General features: G+C 73.9%; 23 protein-coding genes. 13 read left to right on the top strand and 10 right to left on the bottom strand.

The features are described from left to right. The first annotated feature begins 92 nt into the window (after positions 1-92). Positions 93-413, top strand: a complete 321-nt coding sequence (locus CP982_RS06320) for a DUF6191 domain-containing protein (protein ID WP_150509580.1) — start codon at positions 93-95, stop codon at positions 411-413. Between the two features lie 26 nt (positions 414-439). Next, the gene (locus CP982_RS06325) at positions 440-919 is read left to right on the top strand and encodes an HIT family protein (RefSeq protein WP_150509581.1); all 480 of its coding nucleotides are present in this window, start codon (positions 440-442) and stop codon (positions 917-919) included. A 27-nt stretch (positions 920-946) separates the two neighbouring features. On the opposite strand, the gene CP982_RS06330 is transcribed toward CP982_RS06325, so the two are convergent. Genes CP982_RS06330 through CP982_RS06340 form a run of 3 tightly spaced genes read right to left on the bottom strand, consistent with a single transcriptional unit; the run spans position 947 to position 3,795 of the window. Beyond that, on the bottom strand, positions 947-2,236 hold the full coding sequence (locus tag CP982_RS06330; RefSeq protein ID WP_150509582.1) for an MFS transporter: 1,290 nt from the start codon (positions 2,234-2,236) through the stop codon (positions 947-949). A 54-nt stretch (positions 2,237-2,290) separates the two neighbouring features. Beyond that, positions 2,291-3,103, bottom strand: a complete 813-nt coding sequence (locus tag CP982_RS06335; protein ID WP_150509583.1) for an isocitrate lyase/PEP mutase family protein — start codon at positions 3,101-3,103, stop codon at positions 2,291-2,293. Between the two features lie 50 nt (positions 3,104-3,153). Next, complete coding sequence (locus CP982_RS06340; protein WP_150509584.1) at positions 3,154-3,795, bottom strand: hypothetical protein; 642 nt, start codon at positions 3,793-3,795, stop codon at positions 3,154-3,156. A 165-nt stretch (positions 3,796-3,960) separates the two neighbouring features. Here CP982_RS06340 and CP982_RS06345 point away from each other — a divergent pair, with 165 nt between their 5' ends. The 3 genes from CP982_RS06345 to cpt all read left to right on the top strand — a co-directional run bounded on the left by CP982_RS06345 (position 3,961) and on the right by cpt (position 5,895). Next, positions 3,961-4,467, top strand: a complete 507-nt coding sequence (locus CP982_RS06345) for a hypothetical protein (protein WP_150509585.1) — start codon at positions 3,961-3,963, stop codon at positions 4,465-4,467. Between the two features lie 118 nt (positions 4,468-4,585). Further along, positions 4,586-5,248 carry a class F sortase gene (locus tag CP982_RS06350; protein WP_229879566.1) on the top strand — a complete coding sequence of 221 codons (663 nt, stop codon included), beginning with the start codon at positions 4,586-4,588 and terminating at the stop codon, positions 5,246-5,248. A gap of 125 nt (positions 5,249-5,373) precedes the next feature. Continuing rightward, positions 5,374-5,895: a chloramphenicol phosphotransferase CPT gene (cpt, locus tag CP982_RS06355; protein WP_150515354.1), complete on the top strand. Its 522-nt coding sequence runs from the start codon at positions 5,374-5,376 to the stop codon at positions 5,893-5,895. 16 nt (positions 5,896-5,911) lie between these two features. Here cpt and CP982_RS06360 read toward each other — a convergent pair whose 3' ends face one another. Further along, a complete protein-coding gene (locus CP982_RS06360; protein ID WP_150509586.1) occupies positions 5,912-6,727 on the bottom strand; it encodes a peptidoglycan recognition protein family protein in 816 nt (271 codons plus the stop codon). A gap of 119 nt (positions 6,728-6,846) precedes the next feature. Beyond that, on the bottom strand, positions 6,847-7,800 hold the full coding sequence (locus tag CP982_RS06365) for a LysR family transcriptional regulator (protein WP_150509587.1): 954 nt from the start codon (positions 7,798-7,800) through the stop codon (positions 6,847-6,849). Between the two features lie 703 nt (positions 7,801-8,503). Between CP982_RS06365 and CP982_RS06370 the strand changes: the two genes are divergently transcribed. Continuing rightward, positions 8,504-9,313 carry a trypsin-like serine peptidase gene (locus CP982_RS06370; protein ID WP_212669181.1) on the top strand — a complete coding sequence of 270 codons (810 nt, stop codon included), beginning with the start codon at positions 8,504-8,506 and terminating at the stop codon, positions 9,311-9,313. 129 nt (positions 9,314-9,442) lie between these two features. Next, positions 9,443-9,703: a hypothetical protein gene (locus CP982_RS06375; RefSeq protein ID WP_150509588.1), complete on the top strand. Its 261-nt coding sequence runs from the start codon at positions 9,443-9,445 to the stop codon at positions 9,701-9,703. A gap of 27 nt (positions 9,704-9,730) precedes the next feature. On the opposite strand, the gene asnB is transcribed toward CP982_RS06375, so the two are convergent. Together asnB and CP982_RS06385 are read right to left on the bottom strand one after the other, a co-directional pair. Next, positions 9,731-11,572: an asparagine synthase (glutamine-hydrolyzing) gene (gene asnB, locus CP982_RS06380; RefSeq protein WP_150509589.1), complete on the bottom strand. Its 1,842-nt coding sequence runs from the start codon at positions 11,570-11,572 to the stop codon at positions 9,731-9,733. A gap of 310 nt (positions 11,573-11,882) precedes the next feature. Then, a complete protein-coding gene (locus tag CP982_RS06385) occupies positions 11,883-12,476 on the bottom strand; it encodes a TetR/AcrR family transcriptional regulator (RefSeq protein WP_150509590.1) in 594 nt (197 codons plus the stop codon). Positions 12,477-12,935: 459 nt separating this feature from the next. On the opposite strand from CP982_RS06385, the gene CP982_RS06390 reads away from it, so the two are divergent. From CP982_RS06390 to CP982_RS06415, 6 genes are all read left to right on the top strand, one after another. Beyond that, positions 12,936-13,880, top strand: coding sequence for a Gfo/Idh/MocA family protein (locus CP982_RS06390; protein ID WP_150509591.1), 945 nt, complete (start codon positions 12,936-12,938; stop codon positions 13,878-13,880). A 453-nt stretch (positions 13,881-14,333) separates the two neighbouring features. Beyond that, positions 14,334-15,155 carry an MmyB family transcriptional regulator gene (locus tag CP982_RS06395; protein WP_150509592.1) on the top strand — a complete coding sequence of 274 codons (822 nt, stop codon included), beginning with the start codon at positions 14,334-14,336 and terminating at the stop codon, positions 15,153-15,155. 232 nt (positions 15,156-15,387) lie between these two features. Further along, positions 15,388-16,428 (top strand): beta-ketoacyl-[acyl-carrier-protein] synthase family protein, encoded by a 1,041-nt coding sequence (locus CP982_RS06400; RefSeq protein WP_150509593.1) that lies wholly within the window; start codon positions 15,388-15,390, stop codon positions 16,426-16,428. Between the two features lie 154 nt (positions 16,429-16,582). Further along, positions 16,583-16,867: a hypothetical protein gene (locus CP982_RS06405; RefSeq protein ID WP_150509594.1), complete on the top strand. Its 285-nt coding sequence runs from the start codon at positions 16,583-16,585 to the stop codon at positions 16,865-16,867. Further along, entirely contained in the window at positions 16,867-17,493 is a 627-nt protein-coding gene (locus CP982_RS06410) for a trimeric intracellular cation channel family protein (protein ID WP_150509595.1), read from the top strand. Before CP982_RS06405 ends, CP982_RS06410 begins: the two co-directional genes overlap by 1 nt. 63 nt (positions 17,494-17,556) lie before the next feature. Further along, positions 17,557-18,360, top strand: coding sequence for a GNAT family N-acetyltransferase (locus tag CP982_RS06415; RefSeq protein ID WP_150509596.1), 804 nt, complete (start codon positions 17,557-17,559; stop codon positions 18,358-18,360). Here the strand turns inward: CP982_RS06415 and CP982_RS06420 are convergent. The 3 genes from CP982_RS06420 to CP982_RS06430 form a co-directional block, all read right to left on the bottom strand. Then, positions 18,344-18,898, bottom strand: coding sequence for an isochorismatase family protein (locus CP982_RS06420; RefSeq protein WP_150509597.1), 555 nt, complete (start codon positions 18,896-18,898; stop codon positions 18,344-18,346). The two genes, CP982_RS06415 and CP982_RS06420, sit on opposite strands and share 17 nt — an antisense overlap. Before the next feature lie 61 nt (positions 18,899-18,959). Further along, on the bottom strand, positions 18,960-19,409 hold the full coding sequence (locus CP982_RS06425; protein ID WP_150509598.1) for a MarR family winged helix-turn-helix transcriptional regulator: 450 nt from the start codon (positions 19,407-19,409) through the stop codon (positions 18,960-18,962). A 111-nt stretch (positions 19,410-19,520) separates the two neighbouring features. Further along, a complete protein-coding gene (locus tag CP982_RS06430) occupies positions 19,521-20,660 on the bottom strand; it encodes an isoaspartyl peptidase/L-asparaginase family protein (RefSeq protein ID WP_150509599.1) in 1,140 nt (379 codons plus the stop codon). Positions 20,661-20,676: the final 16 nt, after the last annotated feature.

The following is a 20,676-nucleotide window of genomic DNA, read 5'->3' on the forward strand; positions in this document are numbered from 1 at the left end:
ACCAGGAGCACGATCGGCCCGGCCCGCGCGCCGAACACGGCCTCGCCAAAAGGGAGTAGGGGGCTCTGGGGAGCGCGGCGCATACTGACGTCATGGAGTTCGCCGTCTTCATGACCCTGCCCGGCCTCGTCATCGTGCTGACCCTCGTGGCCTTCGTGGACCAACTGCTGCTCCGCGCCGGGCGCGCCGGACTGCTGCCCTGGCGGAACAGCGCCCGCCAGGGCCAGATATCGGCGACCGGCTTCGAGCAGCTGCACGCCAGCTTCTCACCGGGCAAACAGAGCGAGCTCAAGGAGCGCCAGTCCTCCCTGGTGATGCGGGACGACGAGGAGGACGGCGCACCGCCGCACCGCACGGCGGTGGACCTGGACGGCGGCGTCGCGACGGTCCGACTGCCCCGGCGCGGCCGGTAGTCGATCTTCGCGGTTAGGGTCGGGCCATGGCTGACGACTGGAGAACGGACCGGATCGGGGCCGCCCTGCGCGGCGAGAACCCCACGGTGCTGCGGCAGCTCGACGCGGGCTTCGCGGTGATCGGCGACGTGCAGTTCCTGCCGGGCTACTCGGTCCTGCTCGTGGACGAGCCCGGCGTGCTGCGCCTGTCCGATCTGCCGCGGAGCAAGCGGCTCGCGTTCCTGGCCGACATGGACCGGCTCGGCGAGGCCGTCGAGCGCGCGTGCCGACGCCTGGATCCGGCGTTCCGCCGGGTCAACCTGGAGATCCTGGGGAACACCGATCCGTTCCTGCACGCCCATGTCTGGCCCCGGTACGCCTGGGAGGCGGACGAGTTGGCGGGCAAGCCGGTGTGGCTGTACCCGCAGGGGCACTGGCGCGACGCGCGGTTCGGGCTCGGGCCGCGGCACGACGTCCTGCGGGAGGCGATCGGCGGCGAACTGGACCGGTTGCCGACGGCCGAGTGAGCCCACTCGGCCGGGCGCTGGCGCCCCTCAGCCCCCGCCGCCCGGCACCGCGCGGCCCGTGCGGGTACGGCCGATGCCCGTGACAGTGCCGGTCAGGGCCACGGCCACGACGCACGCGCCGACGGTCAGACACACGGCGCGGACGCCCCACGCCCCGGCCGCCGCGGTGACGGCGGCCGCACCGATCGGGCCGAGGGCGTTGTGGAGGGTCCAGAAGGACGAGGTGACCCGACCCAGGAGGTGACTGGGCGTCACTTCCTGGCGCAGGGACATGGAGTTGATGCCCGCGACGCCGGTGCAGAAGAGCATCACGGCGGCGAGCACCGCCACCAGCGGCACGCTTCCGGCGAGCCCCAGACAGGCCACGGCGGCCCCGGCGAGCGCGTTGACGCCGATCCAGCTCACCCCGAACCCGAGGCGCTCGCGCATCCGGTCGACGGCGAACGAAGCGCCGAGCGTACCGAGCGTACCGGCGGTCAGCACGGAGCCGACGGCGCCGTCCCCGTGCCCGAGGCCGTGTTTGACGTAGTAGACGATGACGTCGGTCAGGCCGTACGTGAGGAAGGTGAGCAGCGCGAGGAGCACCGTCAGCGGCCGCAGCACCGGGTGCTCCCACAGGAAGCGCGCCCCGGCGAGGAACTCCCGCCGCGCGCCGCCCCGTTCGGCCCCCTGGTCCGCTCCCATTTCCGCTGCCTCGGGCATCGGCCGTATGCGGACGAACAGGATGCCCACCGCCGATACCGCGAAGGTCGCGGCGTCGATGCCGAGCGCGGCGGCGGGCCCGAGCGCGGCCGCGACGATCCCGGCCAGCATGGGGCCGCCCGCGCTCGCGACGGCGTACACGCCGAAGAGGTGGCTGTTGGCCTTGAGGATCCGGCCGGGTCCCACGATGGCGGGCACCACCGTCACGTACGTCACCTGGAACAGCATCGCGAAGGCCCCGGCGACCGGCACGACCGTGTGGACCAGCCACAGCGGCGTCGCGAACAGCCACACGAGCGGGACCATGCCGAGGAGCACGCAGCGCGCGACATCGGCGAGCACCAGCAGGCGGCGCCGGTCCACCCGGTCGGCGACGACGCCCGCGAACAGGCCGGTGACGATCGAGGCGAGGCCGGTGAGCCCGGTGACGAGCCCCATCTGCGCCACCGAGCCGGTCTGGTGCAGCACGAGCAGTGGGATCGCCACGTGCGAGAAGGAGTCACCGAGCGCGGACAGGCCCTGGAGAGCCAGGAAGAGACGGTAGTTGGGGTCCGCCCACAGGCCGGCCGGGCCCGACGTCCGTGGTGTCCGGCGTGAGGTGTCCCGCCCCGCCATCCACTCCCCCTCCTGCGCCCGGGCTCGGGGCGCGGCCCACCGGCGGCGGCGCGGCTACCTCCCGGGCTCGCGCGTCCGGTCCTCGAACGCCGTCGCGAGATCTTGGGCGTCGGCGTACGAGAGTACGTCCCTGGGGCGTGCGGCGCCGCGAATAAACTCCTGGGCCACGTCCACCGCTTGCTGCACGGCCGCGCGGAACAACAGCGAGCCCGTGCTCACGCGCCGGACGCCGAGGTCCGCGAGGCGCGCGGGAGACGGACCGTCCGGCGCGTGCAGCACGTTCAGCGGTACGTCGAGGGCGCCGACGAGCGCGGCGATCACGGACTCGTCCCGCACCCCCGGCACGAACACGCCGTCCGCGCCCGCCCGTTGGTAGGCGGCGACGCGCCGCTCGGTCTCGGCCTCTCCCCCGGCGCCGAGCCAGTACGTGTCCGTGCGCGCGTTGACGAACAGGTCGGGCGCGGCGTCCTTCACCGCGCGGATCAGCGCGCACTGCGCGTCGACGGCCGTGAGGGTGCCGTCCGGGCGGCCGTCCTCCAGATTCACCCCGACGACGCCCACCCCGGTCAGCTCGCGGGCCAGGTCCGCGACGTCCTCGGGCCGGTCGCTGAAGCCGCCCTCGATGTCGACGGTGATCAGGGCGGGCAGCCGGGCGATGCCGCGGGCGAGGCGCAGCGTCTCCTCGCGCGCGGCCCCGGTGGCGTCCGCCTTGCCCGCGGCGGCGGCGACGCCCAGGCTCGTCGTGCCGATCGCGGGGAATCCGGCGCGGGCGAGCGCGGCGGCGGACGCGTGGTCCCAGGCGTTGGGCAGCAACAGCGGCGAGCCGGTGCGGTGCAGGGCACGGAAGGCTTCGTGGCGATCACTCATGCAGCGCACTCTGCCAGAGGGGTCCGACAGGCCGGGGTCCGGCGGAGCGCTCAGCGCTGCCAGAGGAAGGCCGCGTCGCGGCAGCCGACGCAGTGGAAGACGTAACCGATGCCTCCGCCACCGAAGTTGGCCGAGGTGGCGAAGTCATAGCCCTCCTCGACCTGGGCCGTGAACGCCATGCGCGCGGCGCAGCCGGGGCAGTGCGGGGTCTCGTCCCCCTGGATCCACGCGGGTTCGCCGCCGAGCTGGCCCTGCACCAGGAGCGAGGCCGCGTCGTCGGCCGCCCAGGCGTCGAGCGCCTCGGGGAAGCCCGCCGCGGCGACCTCCTCGGTGCGCAGCGCGCTCACCGCGCCGAGCCGGGTCTCCCCGCGCTCGGGGACGGCGGCCGGGGCGAGGCCTTCGGCGGCGAAGAGGTACGCGCGGTTGGCGCCGCCGGTGGCATCCCAGTCGTCACACATGCCGGGGTCGTTCTGGCACAGGAACACGGACACGACATCGCCGCGGCCACCCGGACCGTCCTCGGCCCCGTCGGTGCCCGCGCCGAGCGGCAGGTGCAGCAGGAACAGCAGCGCGCCGCCGCAGTCACGGCAGGTCGGCCACGCGAAGCCGGGCGGCACCAGCGGCACCCCGCCCGTCCGCGGCCCGGGCGCCTCGGCACCGGCCTCGCCCGCGTGGATCAGCAACGTCGTCATGGCGTCACCCTAAGACCGCCGCGAGGGCTGATCGAACCCCAACAGGAACCTGACAGCTTCCTCATAACTCCGCGCCAACCTGGCGACCGTGCCCGGCGGAACACCGGTGTCCGCCGCCCCCGCCGGGCACTCCTCCACGTACGAGCCGGAACGGAGCCCCACCACATGACCCACCGCGCCCACGCCCGTCCCCACGCCCGCCCCCTGCGCGCCGCGTTCGTCGCCTCCGCCGTGGCCGCCGGGGTGCTCGCCTCCCCGGCCGCCATGGCCTTCGCCAGCGAGTCGACGCCGAAGCCGACGCCGAAGCCGACGCCGAAGCCGACGGCCGGTGTGGACACGCCCGCGCCCGAGGTCTCCAAGGAATCCGTCGCCAAGAAGCGGGCGGCGACGGAGGAGGCCCTGCGGGACGCCAAGGGCAAGCACGCCGCGCCGCGCGGCGGTGTCGCCGCCGGTGACAAGCCCGTCGTCAAGGAGTCGGGCAAGGCCGCGCCCGCGCCCGCGCAGACCAAGCCCACCGTGACTCCGAGGGGCGGCGTCGCCGCGGGCGAGCGGCCCGCGACGGGCGGCGACAACACCCCCGCCCTCATCGGCTCGGCGGCGGGCATCGCCCTGGTCGCGGGCGCGAGCACCCTGGTCCTGCGCCGCCGCGCCACCGGTCGCGCCCAGGGCTGACCCCGGCCGCGAGAACCACCTCCTCCGCCGGGCACCGCGCCGTGAGCGCGGGTCCGGCCCGATCACGCGCGGTGGCGCCGCCTCTTGCCCGGGCGGCGCCACCGCGTCCGGAGTTCCCATGCCCCTGAAGAGCCGGCCGCTCCCGGCGTCCGCCGCGCCCCGGCGGCGCACGCTCGGTGTCTGCGCCCTCGCCGTCGTCGTCTGCGCGACGCTGGGCGGCTGTTCCGCCGCCGACGGATCGGCCGCCGCCACCAAGGCGAAGTCGTCCGCCTCGAAGACGTACGCGGTCGGCGACCCCGACGCGGCCGCCGGGTCCACGGCCTCCGGGTCCGCGCCCGCCGCCCCCGTGCACGTGGCGATCCCGTCCATCGGCGTGCGCAGCCCGCTGCTGCGGCTCGGCCTGAACCCGGACCGCACCGTAGAGGTGCCGCCCGCCGAGAAGGGCATGACGGCGGGCTGGTACACCGGGGGCGCGGTCCCCGGGCGGCGCGGCGCGGCCGTCATCATCGGCCACAACGACACGCGCTTCGGTCGTGCCGTCTTCCACGACCTGAAGAAGGTGCGGGTGGGCGCGGACATCGCCGTGCGGGACGCGCGCGGCAAGACCGTCCACTTCCGGGTCACCGCCACCGAGACGGCCTCCAAGAAGGCCTTCCCCACCGACAAGGTCTACGGCGAGACCAGCTCCCGGGACCTGCGCCTGATCACCTGCGACGGCGCGTACGACGCCCAGGGGCACCCCGTGGACAACCTCATCGTGTACGCGACCGCGAATCGGTAGCCGCCCGGTCTTCGACACCGCCATGAAGGGCATCCGCCTCGACGGCCGGGCACCGGCGCCGTCTCCGTGAAACTCACTGGTCACCGCGTGGCACGGCCACCTAGGGTGGCGCGGTGACGACTCGGATGATCATCCTCAACGGCGGCTCCAGCTCGGGCAAGTCAGGGATCGTACGGTGTCTGCAGGCCGTCCTGCCCGACCAGTGGCTGGCGTTCGGGTGCGACTCGTTCGTCGACGCGCTGCCCGCGAGGATGCGGGGCGCGGACGGCGGGATCGTGTTCGCCGCCGACGGCGGCGTGGACGTCGGCGCGGACTTCCGGGCCCTGGAGACCGCCTGGACGGAGGGCATCGTGGCGATGGCCCGCGCGGGGGCCCGGATCATCGTCGACGACGTCTTCCTCGGCGGCCCCGCGTCCCGGCGGCGGTGGGAGAAGGCCCTCGGCGACCTGGACGTGCTGTGGGTCGGCGTCCGGTGCGAGAGCGCCGTCGCCGCGGGCCGCGAGGTCGCGCGGGGCGACCGGACGCCGGGCATGGCCGCGGCGCAGGCACACCTGGTGCACGAGGGCGTGCGCTACGACCTGGAGGTGGACACGACGCGTACCGAGTCCCTGGAGTGTGCGCGCGCCATCGCCGCCCGCGTCGTCTGACCGGCCGCCCGGGCCGTCACCGCAGCGGGCGGGCCGCCTGTGCCCGCTCCTTCGTACGGCCCTGGAGCTGGGCGGCCCGCTCGCGGATCGCGGGCAGCCGGGCGCGCAGCGCGGCGCCCGGACAGGTCGTGGTGTAGCCGTCGGTGTGCCCGGCCACGGCGTCGAACTCGGCGCGCGTCCCCACCGGGAACCGGCTGAGGCTGTTGCTGGACACCAGCTGGGACCGCAGCCGCGGATCGACGTCCATGAGGCCGAGCTTCCACGCGGCGAGGGCCGCGATGGCCTCCGCCATCGGCGCCGGGACCGGGGTGCCCGCGGTGAACGTGCCGATGGCGGCGACCCCGGCCGTGCGGTGGTTGAAGCCCTGTGTGTGGGCGCCGACGACGGGCCGGTCGACGCCGCCCGCGCGGCCCTCGTAGATCGTGCCGCAGCGGTCGACGAGGAAGTTGTAGCCGATGTCGTCGAAGAGCCGGGCCCCGGTCTGGCCCGCCGTGAGGGCCCGGATGATGCGTGGCGCGTCGGCGCAGTCGTACGCGTTCGGCGAGTCCGTGTGGTGGACGAAGACGGCGACGACGGGGCCGCCGTAGCGCACCGGCGGAGCGGTCTCGCGGGCGTCGCCGAGCCACTCGGCGCGCGGCACGATGGGCGGCCGGGCCGCGCTGTGGACCGCCGTCACCGCGGCGGCGCGCCGGCGCCCGTCGTCCTCGGCCGCGTGCTCGACGCCCACCGCGCACAGCGCGAGCGCCCCCACGGCCACCAGGCCGGGCACACCGGCGAGGGCCGCGCGCCCGGCACGCGGCAGCCCCGCCACCGTCTCCCGCAAGGCACGCATGCCTCCCACTCTCCGGTCGGCCGACCGCGCCCGCGCGCGGGGTGCGCCCGGTCGGGGGACGCCTCCCCCGGCGCGAAGGCGGCGCGGCGCGCCCGCAGCCGGCCGGAGGCCCGCTGCCTTCAGACGTGCGCCGCGCGGCTCGCCCCCTGAGCGGGCCCCGTCTGCGCGGGCACCGTGGCCATGCTCCCCGCGCCGCAGTCGGCGGCCACCGTGTCGGCGAAGGCGCGCGCGAGCGGGCTGAGCGCGTCCCAGCGGCGCACCGCCCAGCCCACGGAGAGCGCGGGCAGCTCCGGCACCGGAACGAGGCGCAGCCCCGGCGGTCCCGACGCGCGCCAGCCGGGCAGCTCCGGCACGACGGCCTGGCCGACGCCGAGTTCGGTGAGCAGCAGCGCGGTGTCCCAGTCGGCCACGCTGGTGTGGCCCTGCGGCCGAAGGCCCGCCTCGGCGAGGGCCGCGTCGAGGCGCGAGCGCGAACTGGACACCTCCGGCGGCCGGATGAGCTGCACGCCGGCCAGGTCGGCGAGGGTGACGCGCCGCTTGGCGGCCAGGGGGTCGCCGCACGGCACGGCGAGCACCCAGCGCAGATCGGCGACGGGCCGCTGCTCGATGCCCCGCACGGGTTCGCCGATGGTGACCCAGGCCAGGTCCAGGTCGTCGGCGGCGAGCGCGTCGAAGCAGGCACGGCTCGAACTCGCCGTCTGGAACTCCAGGGCCACCTGCGGAAACCGCTGCCGGAAGCCGACGATCGCGTCGGCCATGAAGTGCCGCACCGTCGTGGCGCCCGTGGTGATGCGCACCGCGCCGCTCTCGCCGCGCACCAGGTCGCGCAGGCGGCGCAGGGCGAGGTCGATGCCGCCGATGCCGTCGGACGCGGCGGCGTGCAGGATGCGCCCCGCCGACGTCGGCACGACACCGCGCGCGTGCCGCTCCAGAAGGCTGACGGCCAGCTCCTTCTCCAGGCGTTTGACGTGCTGGCTCACCGCCGACTGCGTACAGGAGAGGTCGCGCGCCACGGCGCTGAGGCTGCCGGCACGGCAGACGGCGATGAAGACACGGAGATCGTCGAGCGTCACGGCACGAAGCTAGGCCGTTCCCGCCGTCAGTGCCACATCCGGGGTGTGCCTCCGGGCCCGGCCCCGGTCCGGCTCCGGCCGGGCCCCCGACTGGGGCCTCCGCACCGTGTGCATGTTGCACAGATCACACGGGTCCGCGGGGCGCCGGGGAACCCCACTCCCTATTTCACCGTTGAACAAGATGAGGGTCCCGACCGCGATTCCCCCGTCCGGCCGGGGCCCTCTCGCATGCACCCCCTGCCGACACTTCTGACCGACACACGCCTCCCCTGTTTGTCATGTACAGACCTACTGTCGTGAGCGGCAGCACCTTCCCCCACCGCCCTCCAAGGAGGCAGCGTGTTAAGACGCGTCATCGCGGCGGCCGCTCTCGTGGTCACGGCCGCCCTCGTCCCCGCCGCACCGACGACGGCGAGCGAAACGCCACCGGCCCCCGTCCGCACCGCCCCGGTTCCCGCCGCCGGCGAGGAGAGGGCGGTCGACCTCCGGCTCGGCTCCCCCGGCAGTCCGGCCCGGCAGGAGATCCGGCACCCGGGGGCGGCGTACGTCAAGGTGCACTTCGCCCGCGTCGCGCTCGCGCCCGGCGACCGCCTCACCGTGGCCGACCCGGCCGGACGCGAGGTGCACACCTACCACGGCGATCCCACCCGCGGCGCCGGGCGACGGGGGCTTCACCCGGCACGGCCGCACCGGCTTCGCCGCGATGTCGGTCGACGGGGACACCGCGGTGGTCACCCTGCACACCACCCGCGGCGAGCGGGGCTCGCACGCCAGGGTCGACCGGTACTGGCGCGGCTACACCCCGGCGGAGTTCGCCGCCGAGAACCCGGCGACGCGCAGCGTGTGCGGCGCCGACGGCCGCCGTGACGCGGTCTGCTACAAGACCAGCCACCCCGCGCACTACGCCGCGTCGCGCGGCGTGGCCCGCATGCTCCTGAACGGCGGGGGCTACTGCACCGCCTGGCGCGTGGGCCGCGGCAACCACATGATGACCAACAACCACTGCATCAAGACGCAGGCCGAACTGGACAGGGTGGAGCTGCAGTTCGACTACGACTGCGCCACCTGCGGCGGCAACGACCCGCGCCCCGGCACCAAGGTCGGCGCGAACGCCCTGCTCCGCACCTCCGCGAGCCTCGACTTCACGCTCTTCAGCGTGGACAACTTCGACCAGATCACCCAGTTCGGCACCCTGTTCCTGGAGACCCGCGCGCCGATCGCCAACGAGCAGGCGTACATCGCCGGACACGGCGACACCCGGCCCAAGCGCATCTCGATCTACGAGGAGCGCGACGGCGGCGCCTACTGCGGCGTGCGGACCCCGCAACTCGGCTCCGAGGACGTCGGATACAACTGCGACACCTCCGGCGGCAGCTCCGGCTCCCCGGTGCTCGCCGGCTCCTCCCACAAGGTGATCGCCCTGCACTGGGGCGGCTCCTGCCCCACCAACGTGGGCACCCGCATGGAGAAGATCTATCCGCAGGTCCAGGACCTGATCGACAACCGCCCGTAGGCCGACGGCACGCAGGGGCGGAGCGCGGCACGTGCGCCCCGCCCCCACCTCCACACCCCCGCGCCACCCCTTCGGGCGGAATATGCCAACCGTCCCGCGCCGGGCTGGACAGGACGGCATCATGCGTCCATGGACGGTGCCAAGCCTGTGCAGGTCTTGTTCCCACCCGACGAGTACGACGCCGTACTGCGGCATGCGGACGGACTCGGCCTCACGGTCCCGGAGTTCATACGCCGGGTGGCGGCCGGGCACGTCCGGCGGGGCGGCGACGCGCGCGGAACCGGCGCGGTCCGGCGGGGCGCGAGCGTGCCGCCGGTGCGGCGCCGTCTCGACGCCTCGTCCGCCCCCGCGCTCCAGCGGTTCCTCGACACCCTGGCGACGGGGACCTGACCCCGGCGCGGCCCGAGCGACAGGGCGTCAGCCCGGTGCGATCTCCGGCTTGTACAGGTCGAGCCAGACGGCCAGGTCGAGGGCGCGCTCGATGCCGCGCCGCGAGGCGGGCCTGATCTGCGGCGTCTCGCGGTGCGCGAGGCGCCGCAGCGCGTCCCGGTCCACGAGGTCGAAGACCGGGTGCCCGGGCTGCGCGAGCAGGTCCTTGGCGTGCTCCTGCAGCGCGAAGGCGTACTTCGGGTCCTGCGTCGACGGGTACGGGCTCTTCACCCGGTCGTACACCGACCGCGGGAGACGGTCCGCGGCGGCCTCCCGCAGCAGCGACTTCTCCCGGCCGTCGAAGGTCTTCAGGGCCCACGGCGCGTTGTAGACGTACTCGACGAGGCGGTGGTCGCAGAACGGTACGCGCACCTCCAGGCCGACGGCCATGCTCGCCCGGTCCTTGCGGTCGAGCAGCACCCGCACGAAGCGCGTCAGATACAGATGGCTGATCGTGCGCATGCGGTACTCGACGTCGCTCTCGCCGTCGAGCCGTTCGACGGCGGCCACGGCCCCCGCATAGCTGTCGCCGACGTAGGACGGCAGGTCCAGGGTGTCCAGGACGTCACGGCGCAGCAGCCCCGTCTCGTCACCGAGGGTCTCGGCGTGCCGCACCAGCCAGGGGAAGGTGGTGCCGCGCCGCGCCTCCTCGTCGAAGAACTGGAGGTAGCCGCCGAAGACCTCGTCCGCCGACTCGCCGGACAGGGCGACCGTGGAGTGCTCGCGGATCGACTGGAACAACAGGTACAGCGAGGCGTCCATGTCGCCGAAGCCGACGGGCATGTCGCGCGCGGTGAGCATCTTCGCCCGCACGTGGGGGTCGGCGAGGGCCTGCGCGTCGAGCACGATGTCGCGGTGGTCGGTGCCCGCGAGGCGCGCCACGTCGTGCGCGTAGGGGGAATCCGGCGTCGCCCGCAGCGCGTCCGCCACGAAGTTGTCGTTCTGCCCGGCGAAGTCGACGGAGAAGCTGCGCAGCGTCTCGCCCGCGTCCTTGAGCTGGTGGGCGGCGAGGGCCGTCAGAGCGGAGGAGTCAAGTCCGCCGGAGAGCAGGACGCAGCGCGGTACGTCGGAGACGAGCTGGCGGCGCACGATGTCGTCGAGCAGGGTGCGGACGGTGGCCACGGACTCGTCGCGGCCGTGCTCGTGGGGCCGCGTCTCGAGCCGCCAGTAGGTGCGGGCGCGGGTGCCGTGGCGGTCCACGGTGACGACCGTGCCGGGCTCGACCTCGCGCATCCCGTCCCACACGGCGTGCCCCGGGGTCTTCACGAAGGCGAACACCTCGCGCAGCCCGTCGACGGTCACGCGCGCCCGGGCCAGCGGGTTGGCGAGGATCGCCTTGGGCTCGGAGCCGAAGAGGACGCCGTCGGGGGTCGGGCGGTAGTAGAAGGGCTTGATGCCCATGCGGTCGCGCACCATGACGAGGCGCTGCCGCGGGCCGTCCCACACGGCGAAGGCGTACATCCCGTTCAGCCGCTCGGCGACCTCCTCGCCCCACTGGAGGTAGCCGCGCAGCACGACCTCGGTGTCGGAGGCGGTGGTGAAGGCGTGGCCGAGCCCGGCCAGTTCGGCGCGCAGCTCGGTGAAGTTGTACGTCTCGCCGGAGTAGACGAGCGCCACCGTGCCGCCCGGCGTCGTCACGGTCATGGGCTGGCGCCCGCCGGGCAGGTCGATGATGGCCAGGCGCCGGTGGCCGAGCGCCGCGGGGCCCTCCGCCCACGTGCCGCGGTCGTCCGGGCCGCGACAGGCCATCGTCTCCGTCATCGCGTCCAGGACCCGGCCCTCGGTCCGCAGGTCGCGGTCGAACGAGACCCAGCCGGTGATTCCGCACATACAGGTTCCTCCCGCCGAAGTAGTTGTATCTAGCAGCTATATCGCCAGACTCCGCCGCCGACCGCATACGGTCAACGAGCCCGTAACCCCGCGAACCCGTCCGACCCACCGGGTTTCGGCCGCACCGGACCCGAGGTCAAGAAGTCACCATGACCGGACGGCCGCCGCTACCGCACCCGAACCCATGGCCCGCACGCCCGGAACATCACATTCGGGCCATCCGTAAAGCTTTGCTCAACACATGTGCACACATCCCTCAACTCGACGCGCGCCGCCGGACGCCGGGGCGGCACGGCCGACGGGTCCGAGGTCACCCGGGCGTCAGACAGGCCTGCACGGCGGGCGCGTAGCGGTCGGTGATCTCGGGGATCGCCATCGCCCGCAGATGGGGGCCGCGGGCGATGCCGTACATCACGCCCAGGCCGAGCAGCATCGCCACCGCCATCTCGGCGCGCAGCCCCGCGTCCGCACCCGGGAGGCGCTCGCCGAGCCTGCGCACCACCTGCGTGCGGAAGTTGGCCCGCAGCACATAGCCGTGCTCGCGGTGCAGCGGGGCGAAGACGATGCGCAGGATGGGGTCGGCGCCCTGCTCGGCCTGGCTGGTGAGCAGGTGGTGGACCATGTGGCGGCCGAGCCCCTCCAGGGGCGCGTCGAGGATGGCCGCGGCGTCCGCCTCGAAGGACATGATCTGCGCGAACAGCGCGTCCTTGCTGCCGAAGTACTTCAGGACCAGCGGCGGGCTCACCCCGGCGCGCTCGGCCACCGCCCTGAGGGTGATGTCGGCGTGCGCGTGCCGCGCGAGCAGGTGCCGGGCGGCGCGCGTGATGGCGGCCTTGGTCGCTTCGGCGTCACGGCGCGCGGGCCCCGTCACGTGCCGGTGCGGCCCGGGGGTCGAGCTGGTCATGGCGTCACTTTCCCTCACCGGCCGCCCGGTCGCGGCGGCCGGGTCCGAGGGTAGGGGGCAGCCGCCCCACAGGCCACGGACGGTTGCACAGGGCGCAACAGCCCCGCCATGAGCCGCACCACCGGATATCGGGAAACTCCAGGACAGTCGGGACAGTTCACGCGCGATTCCCGGACATCTTCCCCGGGAGCGAGTGAATGACAATTCACCTGGCGTGCCGAATTGCCATTCACCCGCCGAGAGTTGACAGTACGTCGAATGACCGGCCGGACTTCGGGCACAGCCCCTGGGAATCGCCCCGGCGACCGCGCACCCTTCGCCGCAAGGTCCGTACCTTTATGGCCGAGGGCCGTCACGGGCTGTCCCCGCACGCGTACGGAGATCGCTCCGGGCCGCCTCCTGGCGGCCGCCGCCACCCGGCCCGAGGAGCGCCCCGCACCACTCCGCCATACTGCGGCCATGACCAGATTTCGTGTGGGCTTGATCGGTACGGGTCCCTGGGCGACCGCGACGCACGCGCCGGTGCTCGCCGCGCATCCGGACGCCGAGCTCGCGGGCGTGTGGGGCCGCCGCCCCGAGGCCGCCGCCGAGCTCGCGGCCGCGCACGCCACCACGGCGTACGAGGACGTGGACGCGCTCATCGCCGCGAGCGACGCGGTCGCCTTCGCCGTGCCGCCGGACGTACAGGCGCCGCTCGCGGCGCGGGCCGCGCGGGCGGGCCGCCATCTGCTCCTGGACAAGCCGGTGGCCACGGACGCGGCCGCGGCGCACGCCCTGGCCGGGGAGGTGGAGCGGGCCGGCGTGGCCTCCGTGGTGTTCTTCACACTGCGGTTCGCCCCGCCCATGGCGGACTGGCTGGCCGCGCGGGCGCAGGAAGGGCCGTGGTTCACCGGGCGCGCCGACTGGTACAGCTCGTTCTACGCCGCCGACGGGACCGGCGCGTTCGACTCGCCGTGGCGGGCGAGCAAGGGCGGCCTGTGGGACGTGGGGCCGCACGCGCTGTCCGTTCTGACGGCCGTACTCGGCGAGATCACGTCGGTCACGGCGGCTCCGGGCCCCGCCGACACGGTCCATCTCGTCCTCCGGCACGCGGGCGGCGCGTCCAGCACGGCGACGCTGACGCTGTGCGCGCCGGAGCGGGCGTCGGGCGTGAACCTTGAGTTCCGCGGCGAGCGCGGGACGGCGTCCCCGGAGGCGTTCGGAGAGACAGGGTGGGGCGATTCGGGCGTCGCATTTCAGTCAGCCGTGAGCGCGCTCGTGACGGCGGCACATGCCGGACGGCCGCACGCGTGCGACGTGCGATTCGGTGCGCATGTGACGGAGATCCTGGCAGCGGCGGAAAATCAGGTATCGGCACTCGACGGCGCGACACAAGGGGGCCGAACGCGGACTCAGGCGTCTTGAGCGAATACCAGCCACAAGGGCCGCCCGGAACAACACGGGGCGGCCGGTACCGTGGCCGCTACGTAATGGCGAGTGACGGCACCGGCCGCAGCCAGTGAACCCAGGAACCGAACCGGGTAGTAACTGCCACGCAGGTACACACTGCTCAGTTTCCGACCACACAGATCGGAATACGAACAACCGGTCCCGCGCGCTACCCGACTACGACCCCGTAGGCGGAGGGGGTATCCGACGCCGAGGAATTTCAGCCAATTTCATGCTCCCCGAACAAGATGCCCCTGAGTTGTGCCCGCGAGCCCACCGACGATCAAACCTGCAGGTCGGTGACCCCGCCCACTCCATGATGCCGCACGAGCTGATCGTTTTCTTCAGGCAATGTTTATGCCCAAAGACGATGCGAATATTTAGACTGCTGATGCTCAACTCGGCGTGTACGAAGAGGGATTACCCACCATGAACAAGACGGCGCTACGCGCTCTGCTCCGCGAACGACGCGCCCTCATCGCCCCTGAATCGCACGGCTTCGTCCGCTCGAGGGGGCAGGGCAGACGGGCTCCGGGGCTCTCCCAGCATCAGGTGGACCAACTCCTGCACCGCACCCTTGGTACGTACCACCGCCTCGAGTCCGGCAACTACCCCAACCCACCGGCCGCCCTCCTGCGCGACGTGGCCCGCCTCTTCGGGCTGAACGAGCAGGAGTGGGTGTCGTTGTGCCGCTACGCCCTGCTCCAGGACCCGCCGGGGCCGCTCCACCTGTCGTCCGGCAAGGAGGTGCCCGGCGTCTGGCGCGAAGCGGTGAACGGCATCTCGCACATCGCGTACATCGCGGACGCGTCCTGGGACATGCTCGTGTACAACGACGCCTGCGCCGCCGTCTTCCCCGGCGGCGAGGTCCCGCCGAACATCATGCGCTGGATGGTCCTCAGCCCGGTGGCCCGCGAGATCCTCCTCGACTGGGACACCGCCTGGGCCCCCATGCTGCTGCCGCAGCTGCGCAGCGCGCTCGCCACCCGGCCGGAGGACGAGACGCTCCAGCAGATCGAGAAGGAGGTCCTGGCCGACCCCATGGCCGCGCCGCTGTACGGCGCGGACAAGCCCTACCCCCACCCCGACGGCGACGAGCGGCCCCTGCTGCACGCCGAGAAGGGGCCGGGCTGGGTCACGATGTGCGCCGCCCAGCCGCTGACCGCTCCGGGCGCCCGGATGATGATCCTGGTGTTCCACCCCGGTCGCGAGCGCGTCCACCCCCGGGCGCCGATGCTCCGGGCCACCTGACGGCTCCGCGCGGGCGGACACCGCCCGCGCCGCCCCACGCTCCACCCGGGCACCGCCTGATCGCCGCACCCGGGCCCGCTCCTCCCGACGGCCGCGAGCGGGCCCGCCCGACGACCCCTCCCAGGTCCGTGGACCTGCGCTGGAACCGCCGCGCCAGGAAGCACGTTCGACGAGGTGCAGTACGTTTCCTTATGTCCTCCACATCCGACCTGCGCCCGGCGGGAGTTCCTTCGTGTCCGCATATGTCCTCAGACCCCAGACCGTCGTCGGTGACCACAAGGTCACGACCGCGGAGATCACCGACGACATACGCCGGCACCACCCCGAGCACCCCCGCCTCCCGGCGTTCCTGCGGGTCATCGGCAACTGCGGAGTCCAGACCCGCTACTTCTCCCGGCCCCTCGACTCCCCGACCGTCGCCGGCACGGCCGATGTGCACGAGCGGGCCAACGCGGCCTTCGACGACGCCCTGGCCATGGCCGAGCGCGCGGCCACGGCCGCGCTCGCGTCGGCCGGGCTCGCCGCGACCGACATCGACGCCGTGGTCACCACGCACACCACCGGCTGGTCCGTGCCCAATCTGGACATCCACCTGATCGAGCGGCTCGGTCTGCGCCCCACCGTGCGCCGCGTCGCGCTGACCACCCTTGCCTGCCCCGGCGGCACCCAGTCCCTGATCCGGGCCGCCGACCTGGTCGCCGTCCGGCCGGGCAGCAAGGTCCTGGTGGTCGCCGCGGAGGTCATCTCGTCCGTCTACCACCACAACGACACCGGCATCGAGGCCATGATCTACAAGGCCCTGTTCGGGGACTCGGCGGGCGCCACCGTCGTGACGGACGAGCCCCTCGGCCCGGGCCTGGTGATCGAGGACTCGTACGAGTACGTGCTGCCGGGCAGCACCGACCGCCAGCGCGGCCGGATCACGGCCGACGGGTTCCACTTCGACTCCACCAGAAAGGCGCTCACGGCCGCGGACGACGTCCTTCCGCAGCTTCTGGAGTGGGTCGGTCCGCAGACGGCCGAGTTCGCCGTCATCCACCCGGGCAGTCCGCGCATCATCTCCGACACCGCGGCCGCCCTCGGCCTCAGCGCCGATGACACGCGTCACTCCACCGACACGCTCGCCGAGGAGGGCAACCTGGGCGGGGTGAGCGTGCTGCGCGTCCTGGAGCGCACGCACAGCGCCCCGCCCGCCGACGGCGCGCGCGGCTACACCGTCGCCTACGGCCCCGGCTTCACCACGGCCGCGCTGCGCTGCCGCTGGCACGGATGAGACGTCCCTGAAGCAGCGGCGCGGGGGCCGCTGCTCGACCTCTCAGCCCTGCGCTGCGGCTTCCCAGTCCCGCGGCATTTCGTCCTTTCGGCCACCGTGATCCGGCCACCTGACCGATGGCGCGGACCCGGGGGCGTCCGGGACGGTGGAGAGCATGGACACGGCATGCACTCCCAGGTGGCGGCTCGTCGCGGTGGCCGTCGCCGCGGTGGCGGCGGCCGCCGTGGCCGTCGCCCTCGCCGTGGCGGCACCCGCGCACCAGGGACAGGCACGGACGGCCGTCACCGACGGCGGGCAGCGGTCCGCCGCCTCGGACTGGCGCCTGGACGCGACCGCCCTGGGCCTGACGGCCGCCGGGTCCACCGCGGTGCTCCTGGTGCTGCGCCGGGGAGGCCGCGGCGGCACCCGGCGCCCGGTCCCGCGCGAGGCGGCCCGCTGATGCTGCACACGCTGTACCTCGTCGGCATCGCCGCCTTCGCCGCCAGCGGCGTGCTCGCCGCGCACCGGGCGCGCATGGACCCCTTCGGCGGGCTCGTCCTCGCCTTCGTGGCCTCCATCTCCGGCGGCACGCTGCGCGACCTCATCCTGGACCGCCATCCCCTGTACTGGACCCACGACTGGGTCCTGCTGACCGTGATCGCGGTCACAGGCGTCACCACGATGCTGTACCTGCGCCGCCGCGAGCTGCCGCAGCGCACGCTGATGGTGGTGGACGCGGTGGGGCTCGCCGTGGTGACCGTCATGGGCGCGCAGGCCGCCATCGACGCGCACGTCACCCCGCTCGCCGTGATCATCCTGGCCGTCCTGACGGGCGTGACCGGCGAGGTCCTGCGGGACGTGCTGTGCGGACAGTTCCCGCCGCTGCTGCTGCGCGAGGAGGTGTACGCGACCGCCGCGCTCGCGGGCGCGGGCTGTTACCTGGGCCTGCACCACGCGGGCGCCTCCCCGACCGCCACGACGGTGACCTCGGCCGCCCTCGTCCTCGCGCTGCGCCTCGCGGCGATCACCAAGTCGCTGCACCTGCCCCCGCTGTCCCGCGCCCCACGCCCTCACGCGGACCGCTGACCTCCTGGCTCCTACGGAAGAAATCCAGTTGTCCGGCGCGGGGCCCCCTGCTGAAGTGGCCGGATGGACTCGACCGAGGCACTCACGGCGTACGACCAGCAGATCCGGCAGAGCCCGGACCCGGACGGGCCCGGCGGGCGCGTGGAGCGGACCGACGGTGTCGTCCGCCATGTGGGCGCCGCCGCCCATGACTGGAACGGCGTGGTGTGGTCGGACCTCGACCAGGACACGGCCGACGCGGCGATCGCCGCTCAGGTGCGTCTGTTCGGCGGCCTCGGGCGCGAGTTCGAGTGGAAGCTGTACTCCCACGACCTGCCCGCCGACCTGCCCGAGCGGCTCCTCGCGGCCGGATTCACGCCCGAGCCCGCCGAGACCCTGATGGTCACGGAGGTCGACGCGCTGGCCCTCGACGCCACCGTGCCCGAGGGGATCGAGCTCGTCCCGGTGACGGACGAGGCGGGGGTGCGGCTGATGGTCGCCGCGCACGACCGGGCCTTCGGCTCGGACGGCAGCGCGCTCGGCCGCCAGGTCCTCGACCAGCTGACGGCCGCGCCCGACACGCTCGCCGTGGTCGTCGCCATGGCCGGGGACGAGCCGGTCAGCTCGGCGCGCATCGAGTTCAGGCCCGGCACGGACTTCGCGGGCCTGTGGGGCGGCGGCACGGTGGCCGAGTGGCGCGGCCGCGGCGTCTACCGCTCGCTGATCGCCCACCGGGCCCGGCTCGCCGCCGCCCGCGGCGTGCGCTACCTCCAGGTCGACGCCTCCAGCGAGAGCCGCCCGATCCTGCGGCGGCTCGGCTTCACCGAACTGGCCACGACCACGCCGTACGTGTACGCGCCCGGGGAGCCGCTCAGCCCAGGAGCTTGATGATCGCCTCGGCGGTGTCCGTCTCACCGAGCAGCGGGAAGACCTTCTCGACGGCGGCCAGATGGGCCTGCTCGTCCATGTCGGTCACGGCGTCCACGGCCACCGTCACGTGGTACCCGTGCTCGTGGGCGGCCCGCGCCGTGGACTCCACGCCGAACGCCGTCGCGATGCCGCCGATGACGACCTGGGTGACGCCCCTGCGGCGCAGCTGGAGGTCGAGGTCGGTGCCGTGGAAGGCGCCCCACTGGTGCTTGGTGACGACGACGTCGCCGTCCTGGCGGTCCAGTTCGGGCCGCAGCTCCGCCCAGTCGGCGGGCGTCGCGCCGCCCCCGCCGAGCGTGACCTCGGTGCGCCCCGGCGCCCTGCCGGTCACGCGGACGAGGACGACGGGCAGCCCGTGCGCGCGGAAGGCGGCGGCGAGCCGGGCCCCGCGCTCGACGATCCGGTCGGCCGGGTGGAGCGTCGGCAGGGCGGTGATGCCCTTCTGGAGGTCGACGAGGACGAGGGCGGTCTTCGGGTCGAGCGTGGTGGCGGTCATCGGGATGCCTTTCTCGTACAGGGTGGGCGCACGCCCCGCACCGGGCGGGCGGCGCGGGGCGTCAGGGGCGGACCAGCCGCTCCAACAGCACGACGGCGTCGGCCAGCTGCCGTTGCTCGCGCTCGTCGAGCCGGTCCGCGACGGCCGCCGCGAGCCAGTTCCGCTTGGCGTCCCGCGCCTCGGCGAGCACCCGGCGGCCGTCCTCGGTCACGGACACCACGGACCGGCGTCCGTCGTGCGGGTCCGGCGCGCGCCCGACCAGGCCTTCGGCTTCGAGGGCGCCGACCGTCAGGCGCATGGACTGGGGGCGCACGTGCTCGGCGCGGGCCAGCTCCGCCGTGGTGGCGGGCCCCTCCGCGAGCAGGGCGAGCGCGGATCGCTGCGAGGCCGTGAGGCCGGTCTCCGGCGTCTGCGTACGCAGCCTGCGCACGACGTGCCGGACGGCGGCGGTGAGGTCGGCGGCGATCTGCTCGGGCCCGGGCCCCGCCGTGCTTCCTGACGTGTCGGTCATGACGGCACCGTACGAAATGAGAAGGCAGACTTGCAAGTCTGCCTGCCTATTTCCCGGAGGCCCGTGACGACTCCCGGAGGCCCGTGACGACTCACGGGGACCCGCGGCGCCTCAGCTGTTCGGCGGCGTCTCGTCCGGGAAGATCTTCGTGACCACCTTGCCGTCCTCGGTCAGATAGCCGTGCAGCATGCCGGGGCTGCTGTGCGGCGCGTCGAACTCGCCGTCGGGCGCGAGCGCGATCACACCGCCGTCGCCACCGAGGGCCGGAAGGCGCTTGACGATCACCTCGTACGCGGCCTTCGCCACGTCCACGCCCTTGAACTCCATGAGGTGCGAGAGCGTCGCCGTGGCCGCGCCCCGGATGAACACCTCGCCCGCGCCGGTGGCGCTCGCGGCGACCGTGCCGTTCTTGGCGTACGTGCCCGCGCCGATCAGGGGCGAGTCGCCGACGCGGCCGGGGAGCTTGTTGGTCAGGCCGCCGGTCGAGGTCGCCGCCGCCAGGTCGCGCCGCTTGTCGACGGCCACCGCGCCGACCGTGCCCTTGGACTGCGCGTCGGCCAGGGCGGCCGGTGAGTCCCCGGCAGGACCAGCAGCCCCCTTCCCCCCCTTCTCGGCCTCCTTGGCGGCCATCAGGGCGTCCCAGCGGGCCTGCGTCCAGTAGTAGTCCTGCGTGACGGTCCGCAGCCCCTGCCGGGCCCCGAAGTCGTCGGCCCCCTCGCCCGCGAGCAGCACGTGCTTCGACTCGTCCATCACCGCCCGGGCGCCCTCGATGGGGTTGCGCAGGCTCTTCACGCCCGCCACGGCACCGGCCTTCAGGTCCGAGCCGCGCATGATCGACGCGTCCAGCTCATGGCCCGCGTCGGCGGTGAAGACGGCACCCTTGCCCGCGTTGAACAGCGGGTTGTCCTCCAGCTTCGTGACCGCCGCCTGGACGGCGTCCACGCTCGAACCGCCCTTGTCGAGCACCTTCCGCCCGGCTCTGAGGGCCTCGGTGAGCCCGTCCCGGTACGCCTTCTCGCGCTCCGGCGTGGTCTTGTCCCGGTCGAGGGCGGTGCCGGCGCCGCCGTGCACGGCGAGCACCACGTTCCGGGCATCGGGCCTGGCCTTGCCCGTGGGCCGGGCGTCGGCGGCGGCAGCGGCGCGGTCCTCCGGCGCGCGCTCGCCGCCCCTCGGGAGGGCGAGCGTGGTGGCGGTCACCGCGGCGGCGGTGGCGAGAGCGGGAATCAGCCAGGTCAAGGGACGTATGCGCATGGGCACTCCTTGGCAG

This window comes from Streptomyces spectabilis (assembly GCF_008704795.1).
Classification (GTDB): domain Bacteria; phylum Actinomycetota; class Actinomycetes; order Streptomycetales; family Streptomycetaceae; genus Streptomyces; species Streptomyces spectabilis.